Source organism: Serratia sp. BNK-23, assembly GCF_047456145.1.
GTDB lineage: Bacteria > Pseudomonadota > Gammaproteobacteria > Enterobacterales > Enterobacteriaceae > Serratia > Serratia nematodiphila.
The window spans coordinates 3,318,090-3,341,038 of the sequence record NZ_CP179900.1; the positions used below are offsets into that span (position 1 = coordinate 3,318,090).

Genomic DNA, 22,949 nt, shown 5'->3' on the forward strand with positions numbered 1-22,949 from the left:
GCCATCAGGCAATTCACGGCTTAATTAATTTGCGTTTTTGGGATGTTGCCTTCATCCGGCTCAGAATTTACCGCCCTCACCGCTTGCTGAGGCTGTTGCGTCTGGGCTTTTTGCGCATTGGCCAACGCCTGGAGCACTTGTTGAGTCGGGCCGAACGCGTTGACGTTGCCATTCACCAACAGCAACAACTTGCTGGTCATCGACAGCAAATTGGTGCGATGGGTAATCAGAACCACCGTTTTATTACGTTGCTTGAGGAACATAATCGCCTGGTTCAACGCTTTCTCGCCCGCATCATCCAGATTGGAGTTAGGCTCATCCAATACCACCAGCGAAGGATCGCCGTACAAGGCGCGCGCCAGGCCGATACGCTGTTTCTGTCCACCGGACAACCCAGCGCCGCCGTTGCCGAGCACCGAATCGTAACCGTTAGGGAAACGCAGGATCAGTTCGTGCACGCCGGCCAGCTTAGCGGCTTCAATGACTTTCTCTGAGTCGATATCGTTAAAGCGAGCGATATTCTCGGCGATAGTCCCGGCAAACAGCTCAATGTCCTGCGGCAGATAGCCGATATACGGCCCCAATTCATCCTTGTTCCACTGATAGATGTCGGCATTATCCAACCGAACAATCCCTTCACTGACCGGCCAAATGCCGACCAGCAAACGCGCCAGCGTCGATTTCCCCGACGCGCTCGGGCCAATGATCCCCAGCACGTCACCGGGCTGGATGGCAAAACTCACGTTATGCAATACCGCATCGCCTTTGGAGCCCGGCGGCGTGGCGGTGACGCCTTCTACTGCGAGTACCCCTTCCGGACGCGGCAAGGACATACCGGTACCACGTTGCGGGTGCGTTTCCAGCAGCTTGACCAACCGGCCATAAGAAAGCTTCGCCGCGCTGTAGCTCTTCCAGACGTTAATAACCTGCTCAATCGGCGCCAGCGTTCGCCCCATCAGAATGGAGCCGGCGATCATCATACCGGGCGTAATGTGCCCATCGATCGCCAGCCAGCCCCCGAGCCCCAGCACCAGCGATTGCAGCGACATGCGCACAAACTTGGTGATCGATGTGACCCGCGATGCGCGTTCGCTGGCGATGCGCTGACTGTTCAAAAACCGCTGGTGCAGACCGAACCACCGGCGTTTCAGGTTAGGCAACATCCCCAAAGCCTCGATCACTTCGGCATTTCGCAGATTGGTGCTGGCCAGCGTACCGGACATAATCGACAGCTTGCTGGCCTCCGCCAGCGGCTTTTTCGACACCATTTCGTTGATCACCGCCAATGCGATCAGCAACAGCGCACCGACCAGGGCGAAAAGCCCCAACCAAGGGTTAAAGAGGAATATCACCAACAGATAGATCGGAAACCACGGCGCATCAAAGAAGGCGAACAGCGCGCTGCCGGTAAGGAATTGGCGCAGATTGGTCAAGTCGCTCAGCATCTGGCCGGCGTCAGACGAACCGTTTTTCAGATTCGCCTCGTAGGCCGCAGTGTAGACTCGCGTGTTGAGACGCATATCCAGCTGACTGCCGATACGGATCACCACCATGCTGCGCACGTATTCCAACAGCGACATCATGCCGAACATGCCCAGCATGATCAGCGTCAGCATTAACAGCGTGATTTCATTACGAGAAGGAAGCACCCGGTCATAAACCTGGAGCATATAGATAGAAGGAACTAGCATTAATAAATTAATAAATGCGGTAAATATGCCAACGGTCCAAAAAACCTTACTGCGAGTCCGTATAACATCCGCAATTTCATTGCGCGGTATAAATTGATTCACTTTCTGCCCTTACATCATGTGCACTGTCAGTCAAAATCCGCATTGGACTCTTATAAGGAAAATCCTAAAAAGGAAAAAAGTAAAATAAATCCTAAAGAACCCCCACCCCAGACATGCTCGAGACTGCAGATACTTTTTCTAACTATAGGTAGAGAAAGCGGATATCAGCAAGGCCGTAAGCAAAAAAAATCGCCTCACGAACCACAGAAAAAAACAAATGAAAACAGTAGGGTAAATAGTAGACAGGGCAAAGCGAGTTTAGTACGAAAGGGAATAAATCAGAGATAATGACGTGGTTCACAAAATTCAAAGAATACGGGGTGTTCACACACCCCGTATTATTTATTGACTAACAGTTTCAATGGGAATTATTTCCCACTGGAACCCCTACTTACGCGTAGTGCAAAGTATCCACCAATTGCTGGTGATTCTGCCCGGTCAGGTATACCACGGTATCGTTGAGATCCAGCGCATGGTTATCGTTGTTGTCGATAATCACATAAGAGCTGGCAGTATTACCGCCACCGCTGAATACTACGGATGCCACACCCACTTTCGACGTCAACGAGTTGCTGCTGTCCAGACCGAGAATGCCGCCCAGCAGGCCGATAACGCCGTTGGTCAAACCGCCCACCAGAGTCCCCAACAGCGCATCCAATGTGTCTGCGGAACGTGTGCCGTAGTCCGCAACCGCCGTGCCGCTGGCGTCATTGGAGATAGTCAGGCCGCCATGGTTAACATCGACAATCTTGTCTTTGAGGCTGCTAAAGTCCTTGATGGTCACACCCGCCTGCGTGTTACTCGCCTTGATGTCATAGGTGTTGGCACCTGCGCCACCGGTCAGCGTGGTGTTGCCAATCACGCCCAGGGTATCGGCAGCACTGGAACCTTCCACGGTCATTTGGTAACCGTTCAGGCCCAACGCCGTCAACACTGGCGCCAACAGGTTGGTGGTAATGACGCTCAGCGGCAGAATGTTCAGCAACTGAACGATGATACCGTCACCGGTACCGCCATGGCTGGAGTCGAGATTCAGACCAGCGGTATTGGTGGACGCATTGATATCACGCACGTTGCTGAAACCGCTGCCCAGGGTCAGATCCAGCGCGTGATCACCGGTCACGTTGATGGTCTGAACCTGCGCATTGGTGCCAGCCAATGACAGAATGTTATCAAAGCTGCCAGTACCGCCTGAGGCCACGTTCACCGTGCTCAGCGCGGTACCCAACAGGGCGCTGCTGCTGCTGTTCAGGGTGATGGCACCGGCATTCACATTGGCGGAACTCACCGCATCGAAATTGATATTGAAGTGATCGGTAGCGTTCTGCACGAAGGTGAAGTTCAGCGTACTGGCGGAGGTCGCGTCCCCTTTCACTTCCAGCTGCGCGGCGTTGCCGCCGGCGGCGTTGATGACGTTGACGTTAGCCAAACCGGAGATCACAAATCCTTGCGTGCCCAGATTGGTGGCAGCTGCGTTCTGCGTAACCGTGCCGCCCGTGGTGCCTTCAACCGTGGATGTACCGTTGGTCAGGCCAAAGTCAAAGGTGTGGGTCGGTGTTGTGACGCTGGTGGTGGTCGGTGAACCGATCAGCGGAGTCGTAATCAGCGTACCAACAGACTTGCCGATATAGCCGGTCAGGTCGATCTTCTCGAAATTCGAGAAGTTATTGGCGTTGCTGGTCACAGTACTGGTGCGAACGCCCAAGGCGTTTTGGTTGGTCACCACGGTTTTGGTGATGAAGTTGGCGGAAATGGAGTCCGTCCCCGTGCCGCCGTCAGCCTTGACGGTGTTGGCGACAGTGTTAGCTCCGCCGGAAACGCCGTTCCCTGCCCAGTGCAGGCTATCATTGCCGGCACCAAGGTTAAACTGCGCCGTGCCGGCCGCAATGTTTGCCGTCGATGTGACGACTACGTCATCCGCACCCGAACTGGCATTCAGGATGACGTTGCCGTTATTGACGGTAATATCTACGCCTGGATTAACCCCATTGTCAGACAGGTTGACCGTTGCTGCGCTGGTGCCGTTGATAGTCAGATTCGCCAGATGGTCGGCGAACTTCAGGTTCACGGTGCTGGCGGCATTGGCGTTCAGTTGGACATCCGTTAAAACTGCCGTTTCGGCATTACTAATTTGGTGGGACGCGCCGGTGTTGACGGTGCCGGTTGCGTTACCGCCGGCGGCTGTAGTCGTCAGGCTAGCCGCGGTTTTGTACAACAGGCTGGTACCGATATCAAACTCAAATGCGTGCTGCTGAGTGACAGTAACCGCGTCAGTAGCCGTTGAAGTCCGCAGGTCATTAATGATGGCCTGGGTAATAACCGATTTATCAGTCCCCAAAGCACTGTAAAGCGCCAGCTGAGCAGCCGTAGCTGCAGTACCGTGAACAGCGGTGTAAACATGTTGGATAAAGTTATCACCAGTCAGCTGTGCACCTTTACGTTGGAACTCATCAGACGTCAGTAGATTACTTATAAACCCTTTGTATGTCGTCGTGCTTAATGAAAGGTATTTACTCCAATTATCCAACGCACCGGCATCAATACCGCGCTCAGGAACTGCCAAATATACTGCTGCAGCCTGTTCCTGAGCTGCAAGACCACCGATTTGACCTTGCGCATAGATAACCGTCGCATCATTAAAATGCTGCTGCGCAACAGAATCTGTAGGAGCGACCGACCCACGAAGCGCAGTGATGATTTCCGCAACAATTTGACCTCGAGAACTTCCACCAGTCAGTTCCCCTAAATAGTGCGAAAGCTCGGTCGACGATGGTGCACGCTCATAACTAGCTGCGAAGACGCGAACCAAGAAGTCATTGTTATTCAAAGACGTCAAATAGGAGCGATCAGCTACGAATTTATCAGCAACCTGAACAAGCGTTTTGGTCCCTGAGTTGATAAGTGAACCGAATAAATTAACATTGCTCGATTGAGATATCAGACCCAATACATGATATATGGCCTGAACATCCGATGCACCCGGACCAGCAGCCGCTGCCGGACTGGTTGCTGGATATAAAATTTTATTAATTTGTGAATCGAAGTTAAGCTGCGATGTCGTTGTTGCGGAGTCAAATCCATGATAATTAATGATATTTAAAACCACTGTAGAAATCGAGTCGGCAAGCGTAGAAGATGCCAGCAAAGCCTGAAGTGTTGCAACTGGAGCCGCACTTCCATACGCTTTAGTGTACACCGCCTGCAGAATATCTAAATCCGTTTTGCCCGCATATAACGCCACACCAGCAGAGGAGGTCAGCAAACTTGTTACATAACTGCCAGCTGAAAGGCTGCCTGTTTCTAACTGTGCGCCAACACTATCATAAGTTGAACTTGACGCACTTTGCCCCAGAACGGCATACATAACTGCAGCCGCCTCTTTTTGAAACGCCAGAGAAGCCATAAAAACCTCCTTCGAGGTAGATTTTTGATTAAGCAAAACCTGTCCCTTTATTAATCAAGAAGATGAGGGAAACAGGAAGTTATAAGAACCTCATAACTACTAATACTCTAACTAACTTAAAGATTGCTTTACCCCCTAACCGTACAGAACCATAGCGACACATACTAAAGAAAGGCCATAAACAGACCCTTGTCAAGGAGTAGGATTTTTTTTATTTAAATATAAAAAAATCACATCAGGTTGAATTTTAATGGATTTTAAAAATTAAAATTAAAAACCACCCAAAATCACCAAGTCAGGCCACTTACACAAGAAAATCAAAGGGAAGGTCAGAACCAAATTAAAATCACATAAAAAACAAATATATAATTAAATACAAAAGCAAATAAAATAGGACTTCCTTTAAACATCATACAATTAAGCCATAACATACCCACTCTGGAGCCAAGGTTATCATTGAGCCTCGAGTAAGAAACCTGAACGGATATCACTTGCACAGTTGATTTTAGTTTAAATACGTAACATGGTGTTGGCTCTCACAAAACCCGAAACTATTGTTAAGTGCATTAAGCAAGTAAGTAAACATACCGGTTTAGTTTTACGAACTTTTTGTAATTTACGGACTTTTCACCATCAGCCAGTACCTTTCCTATGCCGGGTTACTCAGGGATTAATGAGGCTGCTCAGTGTTTTATTTCGTAAACCAGCGCGTTGTGATTAGCGTGCTTCACTCAGAGTCATGAACAAGTATCGCTATTCGCGGCTACTTGCCTCGTTTTCGGACCATTCAGGAGAATTTCTATTGCCAGTACTTCACGGTTAAAACTATCCATCACGTCGAAAGTCCGGAATCGTCTGCCGCGGTCAGCACATCATGCATAAAATCGATGGGACAGGTCTGGTTCGATGATGAAAGGTCGCGTGCAGTACGGAATTACGCACCGGTAGATGTTGTTTACCAATGAGGCAAAAATAGAGCTTAAGCAGATGGCAGATGGCAGATGGCAGATGGCAGATGGCAGATGGCAGATGGCAGATGGCAGATGGCAGATGGCAGATGGCAGATGGCAGATGGCAGATGGCAGATGGTAGATGGTAGATGGTAGATGGTAGATGGTAGATGGTAGATGGTAGATGGTAGATGGTAGATGGTAGATGGTAGATGGTAGATGGTAGATGGTAGATGGTAGATGGTAGATGGTAGATGGTAGATGGTAGATGGTAGATGGTAGATGGTAGATGGTAGATGGTAGATGGTAGATGGTAGATGGTAGATGGTAGATGGTAGATGGTAGATGGTAGATGGTAGATGGTAGATGGTAGATGGTAGATGGTAGATGGTAGATGGTAGATGGTAGATGGTAGATGGTAGATGGTAGATGGTAGATGGTAGATGGTAGATGGTAGATGGTAGATGGTAGATGGTAGATGGTAGATGGTAGATGGTAGATGGTAGATGGTAGATGGTAGATGGTAGATGGTAGATGGTAGATGGTAGATGGTAGATGGTAGATGGTAGATGGTAGATGGTAGATGGTAGATGGTAGATGGTAGATGGTAGATGGTAGATGGTAGATGGTAGATGGTAGATGGTAGATGGTAGATGGTAGATGGTAGATGGTAGATGGTAGATGGTAGATGGTAGATGGTAGATGGTAGATGGTAGATGGTAGATGGTAGATGGTAGATGGTAGATGGTAGATGGTAGATGGTAGATGGTAGATGGTAGATGGTAGATGGTAGATGGTAGATGGTAGATGGTAGATGGTAGATGGTAGATGGTAGATGGTAGATATGATGAACGCTTCCATGGTTCCAGGGACGCCTCGGCATGCTAATCACCTGAAAAATTTTAAAATCCACGCTTTATCACTTATTTCAACGTTTTTAACAAATAATACATTTTCAGTATGAGGTTCTCGAAGCTCAGGTTCGAAAACATCTGTTTCAACTGACGGTTTTCGCCCTAGATATCTTTCATATTTTTGATATCAAAGGATTCGATACCGACGAACTTAGCTTTCAGCTTGTAATAACTGAGTGCAGAAATACCGGGTCTGATAGAATAAAAAACGGCGATGCTCTTGTGTTCGACGTATCGGAGGGGTAAGCATGGTGAACTCCTCAAGGGACATAATCAGCATGTCGGAAGACATCTAAATATGCATGGTACGGTTTACCAAGATATATATGTGTGCATCCCTAAATATGCTCATACAAAAAATCAACCAGGAAACTCCAATAGATCATGGAATAAAAAGAGTAATTACTATGAAATAAAGATAGAAATGCAAGTAGAAGGAATGCAGAAAAATACAGAAACCAAAGGAGAAGTAAAGCGAAAGTAAAATGGGCTAAGTGTCTTCAGTTCATAAAAACAAGAACTCACCACGACTAATACCCCCTATTGATCACAACATTGAAAATGACTTTTTCTACATTCAAGTGAGCATCACCAATATTTCTTACTGTAATGGTAACAACACCATCTTCATCTAAAGAAGCATTCAGCGAGGCTTGCATCAGAGGTAGTGAACACCCTAACGAATTGATCGCCCACCCAGACTTAGCACCTAAAGCGACACTTTTGATGATTGCTTTTTCACTAGGAGCCAAATTGATTTTTTGAGGAGTACTGCGACAACTTATGTTGGCAAACTTCTCAATACTCCAAATACCCGGTGAACCACTTTCAATGCATACCCATTCAGAGGGCATACCTGGTTCAGGACAGCGCTGTATGGCTCTATCACCGGCTTTAAACTCACCATATTTGGGAACACCAAATAAACACACTTTATTTCCAAACGAAGAAAAATCCGTATCAACCATATGTGCTGCTGTCATCATACCAGTGAAAACATTCGTAGCGGGTGATTGAATATGATTATTTTTAATCAATACTGCTCCTGAAGGTGCCGATGCCAGATGGAAAACAGAGAATGACGAGCTTAGCTCTACTTGATTTCCAATAAAAACCAGATTGGAAATATCTAAAAGCCGAATATGCCCCATCCCTTTATTTTCAATGATATTACCTATAAAATTTATGGAGCCTCCGAGCTTAAAATCAGCAATGTTTTCACCTGCTGTTTTTTTTAAACTGCTTCCAAAAAAGTTAGCATTAATGATGCTATCCATAGCGTTAAGTAAAGTACGGCTATCGCTAATACGATTAGCTGATATTGTCGCATTAGTAGAAGAAATAGCTGGATAATCTCCACTCTCTTGCAACCCACACCTTTCTAAAATATTATCAGATATAATGGTATTCTGAACATCGATACCATTTGCACTAAAGAATGCCACCCCGGCTTGGCCCGTATTTTTCACCGTATTGCCAGAGACAATCGTTTTTTTAATTGGGTATTGCTGTGGGTTATTGTGAAGGGCATTATCGACGATAATGCCAAATCGAACTACCGTATCAATATCATTTGCAACTACTTTCAGATTTTGAATATTAGTAAAAGCAATACCATAAGAGGTATTACTAATAGAGTTACCGCTCACTAAAAGATTGCTAAAAGTAGTACTGGATCCAGTTTTCTCATCGTTAAGAGTAATACCTCCCCCCAGAGTTCCTTTTAAACCAAAGGCATCTGTAGCGGAAAATATCCTATTACAAATGATTTTCCCATCATATGATGGGGACCCACTTGTTTTCAGAAGGATACCGTCACCATTATGCTCATATATGTCATTGTTAAAAACAAGCCATGAGAAGCAGGCACGAATAGCAATTCCCTCTTCGCCTAACTTATGAACAAGACAATTCTCCACTCTAAAATGAGATGAATCTGATATTGATATTGCATCTGTACGGTAGCTTATGTTTAAACCGCTAAGTTCAAAATTTGAACACCCTCTAATTTCAATGCCATTGCATGTTTTCCCCCACAAATCGGTGGTTTTTGATGAAGATATTGTGATGTCCTTTAAAATAAAGTTCTGTTTATTCTCAACCTTAAAAACAGCCTGATCACTTTCCTCATTATCTAAAAATACTGTCCCTCCTCCGATAATATGACAATTGGATGGCAACTCGAAGTTACCTTTACTTACTCTATAATACCCTCCCAATGTAATTTCAACGATATTATTCGATGAGAGAACTCTAGCTTGCTGTAGCATTTTATCAAAACTATCATAGCTATCTCGCTGTATCTGCATATTAACTTCTGTCAGCGATTGATTGGTGCTATCCAAACTCCTCCCATTAAAAAACATTTCGGGGCTTAACTTTATCGTTTTAGCCCCATCATTCTTAAATGAGCCAGGGCGCAGCTTATCAAAACCTACAGAGTTAGAAGTGGCCTCACCACTGCTTTCAGCACTTGAAGATATACCAGCTACAGAAGCACCAGCCGCCGCAAGCAGCATGCTTTTTACAAGTTCTCGCCTCTCCATCCTCCCCCCTTATCATCCAACACTCAAAAGTTAATAAGCTCCATCCCGTTTCAAAACAACTGAAATAGTTTTAAACAAGATAGCGATATCGTTCCATAGAGCCCAATTTTTTACATACCAAGCATCAAAATAAACACGAGTATCATAATCAATATCATTGCGCCCACTGACTTGCCATAATCCCGTCATGCCAGGCTTAGCCATAAGATAATAGTCAACATCACCTGCATATCGTTCAAGCTCAGCCTCTACAACAGGTCTTGGGCCAACCAAGCTCATTTCACCTACTAAGACATTCCAGAGTTGTGGTAATTCATCAAGGCTAGTTTTACGTATAAACGCACCAATTTTAGTAATTCGAGGATCATTTTTGAGTTTAAAATCCTTGTTCCACTCCTCGCGAGCCGCTGGATCTCTTTCAAGTAACTCACTGAGGACCTCTTGTGAGTTAGTTACCATTGAACGAAATTTTAAGCACTTAAACTTCTTTCCATTATATCCAATGCGCTCATGTCCATAGATTGCCTTCCCACCGTCTCGCGATACTTTGTAAGCCAAAAAAATCAATATAGGCATTAAGGCAACGATAATAGAAAGAGATCCTACTATATCAAACACCCTCTTTAACAACCTTGATGAACGCTTAGCAAGATTATTACTGACACGCAAGATCATCACTTCATGGCTAAAGATGAATGACATATCAGTCCCATATAATGGAACACCTCGTAGTGTTGGAATGACAGAAACTGAACGGCAATTATGTTTCACCAAATTCTTTAACCACCAATCCCGTAATGCATGCTGCTCAAATTCAAGCGCAATAATGAATTGAGTGCTCTCAACATCAGAACACTTCCATAGCTCTCGCTCATCCCTAATAATAGGAATGTTAAATTTGTTTTCAGCACAAGAGTCATCTGAGCATACAAAGGCTGCAACCTCGAACCCGAGAACCTCTTCACTTTGTAGTGCAGCGTAAGCTTCAAATGCGTTTTTTCCAGTACCGATTATTATTGTGTGCTTCTTCCAGAGGTTGAACTTGTTAAGCATTCTTTTTGTTAATGATCTGCCTAAAGGAACAAGAAAAATAATCAACGCCCAAGATATAATCCATACATAACGTGAGAAATTCCATTTTGAGAAAGCAACTAGCGCCAAATCTAAAATAGCAAAAATAATGAGTGTTCTGACGATTTCTTTTAGCTCAAACCAAAATGGTTTTCTATATGTATAATGACGGAGTCTAGTCCAAAACCAAATAACACACAAAACAGAAAGAATAAATTGAGCTGCAGCCCTAACAGCAAATTCATCTTTCGGAATGAACTCCTCTATGCCACCAAAAACATTATAAATAATAAGATAGGAAAGATATACTGAAACATTAAATAAAAAAATATCAGACAATGCCAAAGATAACTTAGTAATATAATTTGCCATAGACCCTTTTTCCATACTCATGAGATTCGCCCAAGGAATATTATTTTATGAAATAGCGAAGAGTTATAATTTTCTTTCATGAAGTTGACATCCATAACATTTTAAAAGTGTCAGCACACCAAAAAAGTAATTAGCATAGAGTTGACTTATACTTTTACTCACACAGAAAAATAAATAAATCATATCCAATAGAACATTTATCGCTGCGTCTCAGCAGCCAAAGAGTTGTAAATAGATAGCGTATCTCTACACATTTTCACTGAGGTATAGTTTTTAAGAAAAACCTTTCTAGCATTCTCTCCCATTTTAGCCCACTGATCTTTAGATGTATTCCTAAGATAATTAGCCAAATCTTTTGAGTTTTCAGCCTCGAATAGAATTCCAGTATGGCCATCTTCAATCATTTCAGGAAATGAACTACAATTGCTCGCTAACACAGGCAGGCCATAGCTCATTGCTTCTAACGCTACCATAGCGAAGCCCTCCCAGCGACTAGGCATTACTAATACATCTGCATTAATAAGATACGGTGCTAACTCATCACTGCTGAGCCATCCCGTATATGATGTTTGCATCATTTCTCTTGGATTATCCTTGCCATGAACAGCACTACCGATGGCAGTCAAAAAAATTGCTTCCCCCTTAACTCTGGTCATGGCGTCAAGCAAAATATCGAACCCCTTCTGATAATCAAACCTTCCAACGAAAATAGCATTAATCACATCAGGCTCAAAGGGATTAGCAGTTGGTCCAGATGGTAGTTTATCCGGAACACCATTATGAACAACTTTCAGTTTTCTTTCTGATAAGCCGTATTCAATTGCGCAGCTTTTCTCATACTGGCTCACACAAATAATGACATCTGTGATAGGCGAAAGAGCACGCTCAAGTGCTGCATACAGTTTTAATTTTTTTGCCCCACCCTTCATCATAAATGAAAAAGCATGAGGGCAATAAATTACTTTGGGTCGGTAAAATGGCCACAATAAATAAAGCGCAACCCTCCCCATAAAACCAGAGAATGTACTATGAAGATGTACCAAGTCCGGTTTAAACGAAATAATAGTTTTAGTGAATGTAAGGAAGAAAATAAAAAATGAATAAATATCTCTGCCAGAGCGAGAGAAAACGATGATATTTTCTTTACCTACACCCAATTCAGACACTTGCTCAGAAGGAACAATGCATCTAACATCAATAGATTCGTCGTTAATCTGCCCTGCCACAAGTTGGCGCATTACAGTGGCAACGCCACCTTTTATTGTTTCCGCTGCATGTAATACTTTCATTTAGATGACAACCCGTCATTTTGAAAATCATCAACTATTTTACTAATCTTCTCCGCCGAGGAATGCCAAGAAAAACGTTTCACGTTATCATTACCTTTTCGCGAGAGCTCAGCCCTCAATTTATTGTCAGTGATTATTTTTATCATGGCATCAGAAATCGCTTCCGTATTATTCGGATCGAAATATATCACGCTATCCTGCAAAACTTCAGGCATAGATGCAGCATTTGATGATATAACTGGACAACCACAAGATTGAGCCTCTAACGGTGGAATTCCAAACCCTTCATAATATGATGGAAAAACAAAAGCCACCGCATTTTGATAAAGCTGTATAAGGGTTTTATCGTCGACCCTCCCCATAAATTCCACTTTATCAGTATTGGATATCAGTTTTGAGAAATCCTGTTGAGAAAAGCTCACCGCCGTTTTCCCAATTATTTTGAGTGATATTTCATACTTCTCTGATACAGATTCAAATGCCGATAGCATACCATGGAAATTTTTATGGTAATTAGGAGAGGAGACAGCAAGCAAGTAATCACCCCTCGTTATATCTTTCTCTTCTGTCTTTGAAAATGAGTTATTTACCGCATTATAAATAACTGAGATATTCTCCGTAGGGTAGCCAAAGAAATCATGAATTTCCCTCTTAGAAAACTCACTGACAGTAAGCAAATGTCGACTATTCTTCAACATTATCGGAACAAGAAGACCATATACAAATCTAAATTTCTTAGAAAAACTATCAGGGTAGCGTTTGTATGTCACATCATGATGAGTGACAATTTGATTCTTATAAAAAGCGGGGGCGGTACTGCACAAATTCAATAATAAGGGCCCACCTTTTTTCCTTAGAGCTCGAGGGAGATCGATTTGCTCCCAGTAATGACCTTTTTTTCCTTGTACAACCTCAATATTAAACTCACTAAATAATGACTTATTCAAAACGCCTTCTGGCGCTAGAACCACCACATCATCTCTTACTTTATTCAACTGGCGAGTTATTTCCTCAGCAAAACGCTGCACACCAGTCATTTCTTGAGTCAAGAACCTACCATTTATGTAAAGCATAAAAACCCCATTTGTAATAATGGCTAAACTTTAACTGTGGCATTATTGTTTTTTTCTCTTTCTCGCAACAAGTAGAACAACAATAATAACTTGGAGACAGTAACTATTGCTATTGGTGTCGGTTGAAGCATAATGCTGCCACTACACATAAACCACATTATATTAAAGCATATAGCGTTATAAAGAATATTAACAGGTAAGGAGATATTAATCTTAGCCATATATATGACAGCAAAGATAGCAAAGAAAATAGTTATGAAGAAACCTATCAAGCCCGCATTTTTGATTTGATTCAAGAACGGAGTTTGTATGCTTTTACGGTAGTTAGCAGTTCCATTCTCAACGTCGATTTGCTTTATCTCCCCCTGATCATCAGTATCTGATGGCGAATAGTATTGCCCACCAAAGCCAATTCCCAATGCAATAGCAGGAAATTTACTACCTGTATACTCCCAGTAGTCACCAAATTGTGTTGAACGCGTATTCATTGCCTTACTATTTGAAAGCATCAATACTGTAGACATTACTGCAACTAGGCCTACTGTTAGTAGCGACATTTTCACCACCGCTATTCGACCTCGAATTGCGTTGATGAAGAATTCATAAATAATATAGAGAAATGCCAAGGAGAAAACAAATTTGTACATATTGTAAAACATAAAAATGCCAATAAGCAGGGTCGATATGTAAATCACTTTGTTTTTTAATGGCCTGGTGAATAAAAGTGAAGTTATAAGCAATGCGTAGATAACAAAATATGCTGTGGCCTTATCTTGATCAATAATTGTTATTTTTACACCATACCGTTCCCATACATAGTCATGAAAAATTATGCTGGAAATAAAACCGGACATTAAATTAAGCACATCAATGACACAAAAGATTTTGAACAATTTATAAAAATCAAAACCTTTCAAATTTTCACATGATTTTTGAAATAAAAATATTGAAACCAGAAAATATATGACCCCTCTACAATAAATTAGTTGATCGTTTACCTCACCTTGCCCTCCATTTTTAATATAGGCAACAAATCCCATGCTGGAAATTATAGCCAACAGAACGCCCTGGAGAGTTATATATTTTGATATTACCGCCGAGTTTTTTACAATCTGATAACTAAACAAGCTTTTTGTCATTATTTTTTTCATAAAAACGAAAGCAAAAAGCAGCAAGAATATAATATCAATCGGAGCTAATGGCCCGATAACTTTGAAATGATAAATCCCCGTTCGTGGTATCGCTATGTTGAAGTCATGTATCGGTTTCACCATAATATTATATGATGAGTAAGAGCATATTATATAAATAGAAAATAAAATTATTGTATATATATTGAAGCCATTTTTTTTGGCAACAATGAGAAAATATATAAGCGCAATAGCTAGGAATAAAAAGAAAACTATTGAATCTTGTAATATAAGAAAGTCCATCTAGCACCCCAATATATTTCAAAAATTGGTAGCGATAAGTTTCATCACTAATTAACAGAACCATTTCTTATGGTGTGAAGATAAACTGAAAGATACTCTAAGGTTATTTTATCCTGACTGAACATCGTAAGTTGCTCGTTCGTAACTTCATTCACAGCACACCCTGCAATCACATCCTTTCCTTTATCAATAAAGTAAATGTTTGGGAGAAGCATAGCCAATTCAGAAATACCACCAACCGCATTTGTCAACACTATTTTGTTAGCAAATACACATTCAACTACCACCCTTCCAAACGGCTCTCGCCATTTTACTGGTAAAAAGGCCACATCAACCTGAGAGAAAAACTCATCAATAGATATAAAACCCATTAATTTAATATTACTTTTCTCTGCCAATCTTTTTAGTTCATCCCCTTCTTTGCCACTCGGAAAGCGACCGGCTGCATAGTAAACAGCATCGGGGTTGTTACTCGCAAACTCGCAGTAGTCATCAAACCCTTTATCTCTTGTCAATCGACCGATGAATCCAAAACGAGTCTTATTCCCTTTGTCCGATTGATAGTCAGGTCTATTCACCGCGTTATAGATATAAAAAGCGCTATCTCTTTTGAAGAAACCATTGTTGATGTGAAACGTTTTAATAAAATCACTTATGCCAACATAGGTATCAACTCTGTGGCTGGCTGAACGTTTAAAAAAGGACCACAACTTAACAGATAGTGCATTGACATTTATATTTTTATTTCTGGAATATAATGTAGAACTTGGATGAAAAAGATAATAATCTCGAGAAGTATGGATAAGTTTAATATCTCTTTTTTTGATCTCTTTCCAGATTGAAACTGAAAAACCACAAATATTATTAGTGTGAACTATATCGGGTTTAAAACTGTCAAGCTCCTCAGAAAATAATCTTGCCATTTTGAAATTATAATTATCGATAATATGCCAAGCGATTTTTTCCCACTTCTTCCTTTTCTCACCATCGCTGGAAAATGGCCAATAAATATTTTTAAGTGGCAAGTAATGAACATTCACACCATTTATAGTCGCCTTCTCTTTATTCGCCTTATCATGCAAAGTCACTACAAGTACTGAATGTCCATTTTTCACCAACTCCTCGGCTAATAGTTGTACAGAAACCTCGGCTCCACCGACTTTAAATGGTGCATATATTGTATTGACTATTAGTATTTTCATTATTTTTTGACCAAAAATAAAGTGTACTTGTAAATTTTCATTTGGGAAGAGTTTACGTTTTATAAAGCATTACAAGAACATTATTTATATTATCGAAATACCTTTTCATGAAAAGATATAATCTAATCACCCGCATTTAATATTCTTTACAAGATAACTAATCTATAGATAACGATTTATTTTTTCCTAAAAAAATATCAGGTGGGACTTAATCCCACCTGACATCATGATTATATATGGTGCTGACTATGCCTTATCATTCGAGCGGTACTCATATTGATAGTAGCCATATCCGCCATAATAGCTACTCGCTCTGCGCTCCACCGCATTCAGTATAACACCTTTAATATCAATGCCATTCTGTTCAAAGCGCCGCATACTGATCTCTATTTCTTTCACAGTATTCATGCTGAAGCGAGCAATCATGAGAGCGGTTCCTGCATGGTGGCCAATAATAGCAGCATCAGTTACCGCCAAGATTGGTGGTGTATCGACTAATACGATATCATATTTCTTGCTTGCCCAGTCAATTAACTCTTTGAGACGAATTCGCATTAATAGCTCAGAAGGATTGGGTGGAACCTGCCCACGAGGGATAAAGTCCATACCTTCAATTTCTGTTTTACGAATCGATTCCTCGAATGTTGTCTGCTGCGACAATATGTCTGACAGACCATTCTGCCAACCTACGCCTAACAAGGTGTGTGAATAGCCTTTACGCATATCAGCATCAATTACTAATACACGCTGTCCGGCCTGTGCAATAACAGCAGCTAAATTTATACTGACAAAAGTTTTACCAATATTCGGACTTGCACCAGAAATCATTAGTACATTATTTTTTGACTCTAACATGGCAAAGTGCAAACTGGTTCTCAAGCTTCGGATAGCCTCAATAGCCAAGTCGGCCGGATTGCCTACAGCTAAGAGACTATTAGAACGTGTATTTGATTTACGTTTTGAAGATAACAACGTCTCCCGATCTTTTTTCTGTTGCCATTCTGAAAGAGGAATGCTCGCATATACGTTAATTCCATCTTGCTCTAGCTGCTCTGGAGTTTCAATTCCTTTGTGCAACATTGTCTTCAACAAGACAATAGCAACTGAAATCATTCCCCCCAAGAACGTCGCCAACAAAATAATAAGCAATTTTCTGGGTTTAACGGGCTTTGGCTGTGTAACCGCAGGATCCACAATACGGACATTACCTACAGTACTTGCTTTGGTAATGCTTAACTCCTGCTGTTTATTCAGTAATTGCATGTAAATTTCTTTGCCAGCATCTACATCTCTAGTTAAACGAATGATTTCTTGCTGCGTTTTTGGCATACCTCCTACACGCTTATTTAGACGATTTTTCTCTTGCTCAAGCGTAGCGCGTTTTTCCATCAAAGCCCGGTAGGCAGGGTGTTCACGGGTATACAGCTTTGAAATTTCTGCTTCACGAAAAGTTAACTCGTTTAATTGTGCTTCTACCGCAACAATACTGTCCAGCACAGATTTAGCTTCAAGCGATAAGTCGACAGAATCATTTTGCTGCCTAAAACGATTGAGCTTATCCTCTGCAAGATCTAATGCTCCACGAACTTCAGGGAGTTGTTCTTTTAAAAACTCTAAGCTTTTTGCTGCTTCTTCCGACTTACGCTCAACGTTTTGCAGTAAATAATTGCGAGTGATGCTATCGAGGGTTTTACGCACCAATATTGGGTCGGCCCCAGTCAAACTAAGTGCCAATACCCCCGTATCTTTTCCTTTATCCTGGACCGACAGAACAGCGAGCAAATCATTAATAGCAACCAACTTTGGTTGCTGTACAATTGTAAACTCAGTGCCAATCTTGGCACCAAGCCCACTAATTAGCAGGGATACGCCATTACCACTTGCAAGCTCACCAACTTTTCCTTTTAATATTTCAACCCCATCATTACTTAAGCTATAAGTGTTATCACTAGTGACTTTAAGGTCTAATGGGATACTTTTCCATGACTCAGGTATCGTAAGGCGTGATAAGGCTATTTCTCCAGGTACCTCTCCCATCAAACGGGCCCAACCCTGGCCGAAAACTGGAAAATACTTTTGTTCAATAACCGTATCTAGATTCAAATCATCAATTGTCTTACCCGTCACCAATCTCGACTGAATCAGTTCGATTTCTGTCGAGGAACCTGGTTGGCTGGAAGGTAACATTTCTGTAAGATTGTTGAGTAACGAATTACCAGCGTTCTGTTCTACTTGGACTAACGCGTCAGATTGATATACCGGGGTCGCAAATAGAGAATACACAACCCCGACTACCGCAAACAATGCAGTTACACCAATAATCAACCAACGATGATCTAATAATGTACCTAACAATCGACCTAAATCGATCTCATCATTGCTATTATTTGCAGCAGTATTCATCTTTGTATTTTCAGTCATTGTAATCTCTGATTAACGATTTAATGCCTGCGCCCATTTTTCAGCGCCATCAGCAAGTAAGCGGTATACAAATTCAAAAGCCTCATGGCTTTTACCATACGGATCTGGAATTTCCCGCTGCCCAAGCCAATGGGCAAACAGCATCGTTTTACCCCTTACTTCGGGAGCCAAACGACATACAGCATCAATATGCCCTTTTTCCATAACTAATATAAGCGAATATTCTCGGCACATTTCTTTGGTTAATTGTGTAGCAATATGGCCGTCAAGCGATAAATTATGCTGATTAGCCACTTCAACAGCTACAGAATCAGCAGGTTTACCGACAAGAGCTCCAATTCCTGCTGAGGCTATTTTTTTTCCATGCGCCAATCGCTGCAATAATCGCTCTCCCGTTGGAGAACGGCAAATATTACCTACGCAAACAACCAAGATTGAATCAAACATCGTTCATTCCTATGGCCAATTACGAACGCGCAGCGCGCCTTCTGTAAGATCATTGAAGCTGGCTATCGTCGGGGCCAGTTGGCTCATTACGCGATTCCAGCGAACGATAGGTGCCGCAGTGACATAAACAATATCGTAAGGTTGTAGGTGGAACTCTGACCCCATAACCATCGCTGTCGCATCAGCCATATTCAACTGATATATATCCGCCAGCTTGTTGCCTTGGGAACCGTGAAGAGGGCGAATAACGAATACCCCCGTCGCGTCAGCAGCGGTTTGGCTGATCCCCTCAGTATTCCCTAAGGCCTCGGTCAGCGTCATACCACTACGATCCATTTTCAGCGTTGAAGGGGTTTTAACTTCCCCCATGACGAATACTTTTAGGTCATCATTCCGTGGCACGTAAAGAATATCGCCTGGATACAACAACCTATTCTGGGTCAAGTCACCGTTCTGCATCAGTTTCTGTAAGGAGAGACGCTGCTCTTTGCCATCATGCGTCAGAACGATATTACGCCAATCCGCGTTCTCACTGAGCCCTCCTGCAGCGTTAATGGCATCCAGAACAGTTAATGGCACGTTAGTGATCGGTTGTTGCCCCGATGTCTTGACTTCCCCGGTCACATACGTTTTCTGTGAACGGAAAGCCGCGATATTGACGTCAACCTGAGGACTTTCGATATACTGCGCCAAGCGGCCGCTTATTTCCGAACGTACCTGGCCAACTGTTTTGCCGACAACTTTCACTTTGCCTATATATGGGTAAAAAATAGTGCCATCAGATTGAACCCAGTTACCGGTATCACTGGCGCTGCGATACTGCCCTGCCGGCGTAGTCAGTTCAGGGTGGTCCCAAACAGTAACGTTTAATACATCGCCAACGCCAATTCGATACTCGTAATTGCGCAAGGAGGCTTCCAGCGATGAATTGGGCTGAGCAACCACTTTGGTAGGACGTAATTTCTGGATTAACTTGGGTGTAACAGGATAAACATTAACCAAGTCATCAATATTGAAGTCGCTATCTTCCTGTTTTACAGTATTTTTCCCCACAGTGTTCAAATGTTGACCAGGAAACACCGTGCATCCACTGATTACGCTGATTGATATCAATAGCGATATCACTTTCAATTGTCGTTTTGCCATCAAATTATCATCACTTTCAAGTAAATGTATCTGCAAAGCTACAATGCTAGCCAACCGTGGCTGCGTCGCTGTAACCTTATCAAAATGCCTGACACTTGCTGCGTCGTCTCTCAATAAGCGCCCTGTTGCAATTTTCCATAACGTTTATCTGCCGTTGATAAGAGCAAAGCTATTATTGGTAAGATAAATAAGCTGAGAAGCCTCGCATTGGCGAAAAATCGATACCGGGGCCGATTAGGGCTTTAATTTGTATTAATAACAGTATGTTGCAGAGCAGCTTGGCAAGCTCGAACAAAAATCACTCGCCAAGGCAACTCAGCAACCCGCTATTGAATGTATACTAATATAAAAAATGAGACAGTGAAATTCCCCAAAATTCAACCACTATCCTGACTTACTCGCCGTGTTCGGGCCGGTGGGAAACCATCCAGTCTTGTTCAAAACGCTAGCCGTTCAGCCCATTCACGGAAAGCTTTGCCTTGGGTTGGGTGACGCAACCCATAAGTGACAAAAGCGCGAAGGTAGCCCAGTTTTTCACCGCAGTTGAACGATTCACCCACCAGCTCTGTCGCCTCTACCGGTTTGCGTTTCAACAATTCTGCAATCGCATCGGTCAGTTGAATACGCCCCCAGGCTCCCGGTTCCGTGGTCTCCAGCAGCGGCCAAATATCGGCGGACAAGACATAGCGCCCTACCGCAGAGTAGTTGGATTCCAACTTGGTTTCCGGCGCCGGTTTTTCAATAATCGATGTGATACGGGCACTTTCGCCAGGTTTCAGGTTGCTGGCCTCACACTCAACCACGGAATAATCATGCAGCACGTGTTCGTCTGCCTTTTGCACCAAAACCTGGCTCAGACCGGTCTGCTCAAAGCGCGCAATCATGTGTGACAGGTTGTCTTTCTTCAAATCGGCTTTTGCGTCATCCAGCAAGATGTCCGGCAACAGAACGACAAACGGAGAATCACCGACCAACGGTTTAGCGCAGAGAACGGCATGTCCCAGTCCTTTTGGTTGCCCCTGGCGAATGTGCATCAGCGTTACGCCTTTTGGCGTTATCGACTGTACCTCATCCAGCAGTTGCCGTTTCACGCGTGCCTCCAGCATCGCCTCCAGCTCGAATGAGGTATCGAAATGGTTTTCAATGGCGTTCTTGGAAGAATGCGTCACCAGGATGATCTCTTTAATCCCCGCCGCGACGCATTCGTTGACAATGTATTGAATCAACGGTTTATCAACGATTGGCAACATCTCTTTCGGAATCGCTTTGGTCGCCGGCAGCATACGCATGCCTAATCCGGCAACGGGAATAACCGCTTTCAACTTCGTCATGGTAGACCTCATTCAATCTCGTGATCGCTTTCAGCCGCAGTGGCGACAGCCTGTTACTTTCCCAACGTCTGCTTCAACCAGCGGGTGAAGTTTTCGCCTTCGGAACCGTGACGCACCCCATACTGCACAAACGCCTTCATATAGCCAAGCTTGTCACCGCAATCATGGGACTTACCGCTCATATGGAACGCTTCCACCGTTTGTTCATCCATCAGCATCGCAATCGCATCGGTCAGTTGAATCTCATCACCCGCGCCGGGAGGGGTTTTCTCAAGTAGCGGCCAAATATCGGCGGCAAGCACATACCGGCCGACGACGGCCAGGTTGGAAGGGGCATCCTCGCGGGCCGGCTTCTCAACCACCGCCGTCATCGGTGCGCTTTCTCCCGCTGCGATCGTCGCGCCTGCGCAATCTACCACACCGTATTTGGACACATCTTGTTCCGGCACAGGTTCAACCATAATCTGACTGTATCCCGTCTCGTCGAAACGCTGAAGCATCTTGGCCAGATTTTCTGTGCGTAAATCCGCCGTTGCATCATCCAGCAAAACATCCGGAAGCAGCACCACGAAAGGAGAATCACCCACCATTGGTTTGGCGCAAAGCACCGCATGCCCCAGCCCTTTCGCCTGTCCTTGACGCACCTGCATCACGGTGACATCCGGCGGACAAATGCTTTGCACTTCAGCCAGGAGCTGGCGCTTCACGCGCGCTTCAAGCATCGCCTCCAGCTCAAACGAAGTGTCAAAATGGTTTTCAATCGCATTCTTTGATGAATGCGTGACCAATACGATATCTTTAATCCCTGCCGCCACGCATTCAGCAACAATATACTGGATTAAGGGCTTATCGACCACGGGCAACATTTCTTTAGGGATAGCCTTGGTCGCCGGCAACATACGGGTTCCCAGGCCCGCAACGGGGATCACTGCCTTAAGTCTTGTTTGCATTTTCATTCCAATTCATCGTAGCGCTGCATTCATCTGTGCAGCGTGAACAAGGGGATTCAATCGGGCACGCTACCGCCCTTGGCTTGCAGCTACCAAAGTACTGTTAATGGCGTATCCCCCCACGTCATTGCATGAGCCAGGCAATTTTTATGCAAAGCGGCACTCATTCTTCGTTTGAACTGTCATGCTGTTCACAAAAAAATAAAAAAAACGGTGCCTTTATAACCAAACAATGTTAGTTACTGCCGTTATATGACTAAGATTCTTATACTAATGTCTAAGTGATACAAGCCTTAGATCCCCCCAGTCAGCCGTTTTCAGAATAAGACTACTCGTGCCACATACCGATAAGAATCATAGCCAAAGAAAATTGTTTTAATGTTTTGATTTAAATAAATTTAATAAGGCGTTTCTTTTCTGAGCGTATGGCATCCCGGTAGATATTTGCTCCCCAGGCCCTTGATTCCTTTGGCCGCTCGGCGCCGATCGATGTTTACGGCAATCCTCCTGTTCTGAACCACATCCTCCCGATTAAAGTTGAATTTTGCCGCCTCAACGCCCATCATTCCCGTGCGGCATAAGCCGTAGAACTTACAGGTGAAATTGGG

At 43.5% G+C, this 22,949-nt stretch carries 14 protein-coding genes and 1 pseudogene; 1 reads left to right on the forward strand and 14 read right to left on the reverse strand.

The annotated features are described in order from the left end of the window. Window positions 1-20: 20 nt before the first annotated feature. From ACMGF9_RS15780 to ACMGF9_RS15790, 3 genes and pseudogenes are all read right to left on the reverse strand, one after another. On the reverse strand, window positions 21-1,793 hold the full coding sequence (locus tag ACMGF9_RS15780) for a type I secretion system permease/ATPase (protein WP_031299834.1): 1,773 nt from the start codon (window positions 1,791-1,793) through the stop codon (window positions 21-23). Between the two features lie 391 nt (window positions 1,794-2,184). Continuing rightward, window positions 2,185-5,196 carry a beta strand repeat-containing protein gene (locus ACMGF9_RS15785; protein WP_076740418.1) on the reverse strand — a complete coding sequence of 1,004 codons (3,012 nt, stop codon included), beginning with the start codon at window positions 5,194-5,196 and terminating at the stop codon, window positions 2,185-2,187. Between the two features lie 764 nt (window positions 5,197-5,960). Then, window positions 5,961-6,085: pseudogene (locus ACMGF9_RS15790) on the reverse strand (IS3 family transposase); the annotation flags it as partial. Between the two features lie 154 nt (window positions 6,086-6,239). Here ACMGF9_RS15790 and ACMGF9_RS15795 point away from each other — a divergent pair. Further along, window positions 6,240-6,302: a hypothetical protein gene (locus tag ACMGF9_RS15795; protein WP_351104347.1), complete on the forward strand. Its 63-nt coding sequence runs from the start codon at window positions 6,240-6,242 to the stop codon at window positions 6,300-6,302. 1,288 nt (window positions 6,303-7,590) lie between these two features. Here ACMGF9_RS15795 and ACMGF9_RS15800 read toward each other — a convergent pair. The 11 genes from ACMGF9_RS15800 to galU (ACMGF9_RS15850) all read right to left on the reverse strand — a co-directional run bounded on the left by ACMGF9_RS15800 (window position 7,591) and on the right by galU (ACMGF9_RS15850) (window position 22,341). Further along, window positions 7,591-9,606 (reverse strand): right-handed parallel beta-helix repeat-containing protein, encoded by a 2,016-nt coding sequence (locus ACMGF9_RS15800; RefSeq protein ID WP_015377233.1) that lies wholly within the window; start codon window positions 9,604-9,606, stop codon window positions 7,591-7,593. A gap of 30 nt (window positions 9,607-9,636) precedes the next feature. Further along, window positions 9,637-11,070 (reverse strand): undecaprenyl-phosphate galactose phosphotransferase WbaP, encoded by a 1,434-nt coding sequence (gene wbaP / locus ACMGF9_RS15805; protein WP_049810889.1) that lies wholly within the window; start codon window positions 11,068-11,070, stop codon window positions 9,637-9,639. Between the two features lie 176 nt (window positions 11,071-11,246). Further along, the gene (locus ACMGF9_RS15810) at window positions 11,247-12,338 is read right to left on the reverse strand and encodes a glycosyltransferase (protein ID WP_015377231.1); all 1,092 of its coding nucleotides are present in this window, start codon (window positions 12,336-12,338) and stop codon (window positions 11,247-11,249) included. Then, a complete protein-coding gene (locus ACMGF9_RS15815; protein WP_015377230.1) occupies window positions 12,335-13,411 on the reverse strand; it encodes a glycosyltransferase family 4 protein in 1,077 nt (358 codons plus the stop codon). The genes ACMGF9_RS15810 and ACMGF9_RS15815 overlap by 4 nt, the downstream gene beginning before the upstream one ends. A 23-nt stretch (window positions 13,412-13,434) precedes the next feature. Further along, a complete protein-coding gene (locus ACMGF9_RS15820; protein WP_126181207.1) occupies window positions 13,435-14,550 on the reverse strand; it encodes a hypothetical protein in 1,116 nt (371 codons plus the stop codon). 341 nt (window positions 14,551-14,891) lie between these two features. Beyond that, window positions 14,892-16,046, reverse strand: a complete 1,155-nt coding sequence (locus ACMGF9_RS15825) for a glycosyltransferase family 4 protein (protein WP_088381410.1) — start codon at window positions 16,044-16,046, stop codon at window positions 14,892-14,894. A gap of 246 nt (window positions 16,047-16,292) precedes the next feature. Beyond that, a complete protein-coding gene (gene wzc / locus ACMGF9_RS15830; RefSeq protein WP_015377227.1) occupies window positions 16,293-18,467 on the reverse strand; it encodes a tyrosine-protein kinase Wzc in 2,175 nt (724 codons plus the stop codon). A 12-nt stretch (window positions 18,468-18,479) separates the two neighbouring features. Continuing rightward, window positions 18,480-18,914 (reverse strand): protein tyrosine phosphatase, encoded by a 435-nt coding sequence (locus tag ACMGF9_RS15835; protein ID WP_071796755.1) that lies wholly within the window; start codon window positions 18,912-18,914, stop codon window positions 18,480-18,482. 9 nt (window positions 18,915-18,923) lie between these two features. Further along, complete coding sequence (locus ACMGF9_RS15840; protein ID WP_118892703.1) at window positions 18,924-20,060, reverse strand: polysaccharide export protein; 1,137 nt, start codon at window positions 20,058-20,060, stop codon at window positions 18,924-18,926. Window positions 20,061-20,497: 437 nt separating this feature from the next. Then, a complete protein-coding gene (galU, locus tag ACMGF9_RS15845; protein WP_015377225.1) occupies window positions 20,498-21,391 on the reverse strand; it encodes a UTP--glucose-1-phosphate uridylyltransferase GalU in 894 nt (297 codons plus the stop codon). Between the two features lie 53 nt (window positions 21,392-21,444). Beyond that, a complete protein-coding gene (gene galU, locus ACMGF9_RS15850; protein ID WP_015377224.1) occupies window positions 21,445-22,341 on the reverse strand; it encodes a UTP--glucose-1-phosphate uridylyltransferase GalU in 897 nt (298 codons plus the stop codon). Window positions 22,342-22,949 lie beyond the last annotated feature (608 nt).

Coding starts and splice junctions, on each gene's coding strand:
- ACMGF9_RS15785 (WP_076740418.1), bottom strand. CDS start 5,196: ATGGCTTCTCTGGCGTTTCAAAAAGAGGCGGCTGCAGTTATGTATGCC.
- ACMGF9_RS15800 (WP_015377233.1), bottom strand. CDS start 9,606: ATGGAGAGGCGAGAACTTGTAAAAAGCATGCTGCTTGCGGCGGCTGGT.
- wbaP (WP_049810889.1), bottom strand. CDS start 11,070: ATGAGTATGGAAAAAGGGTCTATGGCAAATTATATTACTAAGTTATCT.
- ACMGF9_RS15810 (WP_015377231.1), bottom strand. CDS start 12,338: ATGAAAGTATTACATGCAGCGGAAACAATAAAAGGTGGCGTTGCCACT.
- ACMGF9_RS15815 (WP_015377230.1), bottom strand. CDS start 13,411: ATGCTTTACATAAATGGTAGGTTCTTGACTCAAGAAATGACTGGTGTG.
- ACMGF9_RS15820 (WP_126181207.1), bottom strand. CDS start 14,550: ATGACAAAAAGCTTGTTTAGTTATCAGATTGTAAAAAACTCGGCGGTA.
- ACMGF9_RS15825 (WP_088381410.1), bottom strand. CDS start 16,046: ATGAAAATACTAATAGTCAATACAATATATGCACCATTTAAAGTCGGT.
- wzc (WP_015377227.1), bottom strand. CDS start 18,467: ATGACTGAAAATACAAAGATGAATACTGCTGCAAATAATAGCAATGAT.
- ACMGF9_RS15835 (WP_071796755.1), bottom strand. CDS start 18,914: ATGTTTGATTCAATCTTGGTTGTTTGCGTAGGTAATATTTGCCGTTCT.
- ACMGF9_RS15840 (WP_118892703.1), bottom strand. CDS start 20,060: ATGGCAAAACGACAATTGAAAGTGATATCGCTATTGATATCAATCAGC.
- galU (WP_015377225.1), bottom strand. CDS start 21,391: ATGACGAAGTTGAAAGCGGTTATTCCCGTTGCCGGATTAGGCATGCGT.
- galU (WP_015377224.1), bottom strand. CDS start 22,341: ATGCAAACAAGACTTAAGGCAGTGATCCCCGTTGCGGGCCTGGGAACC.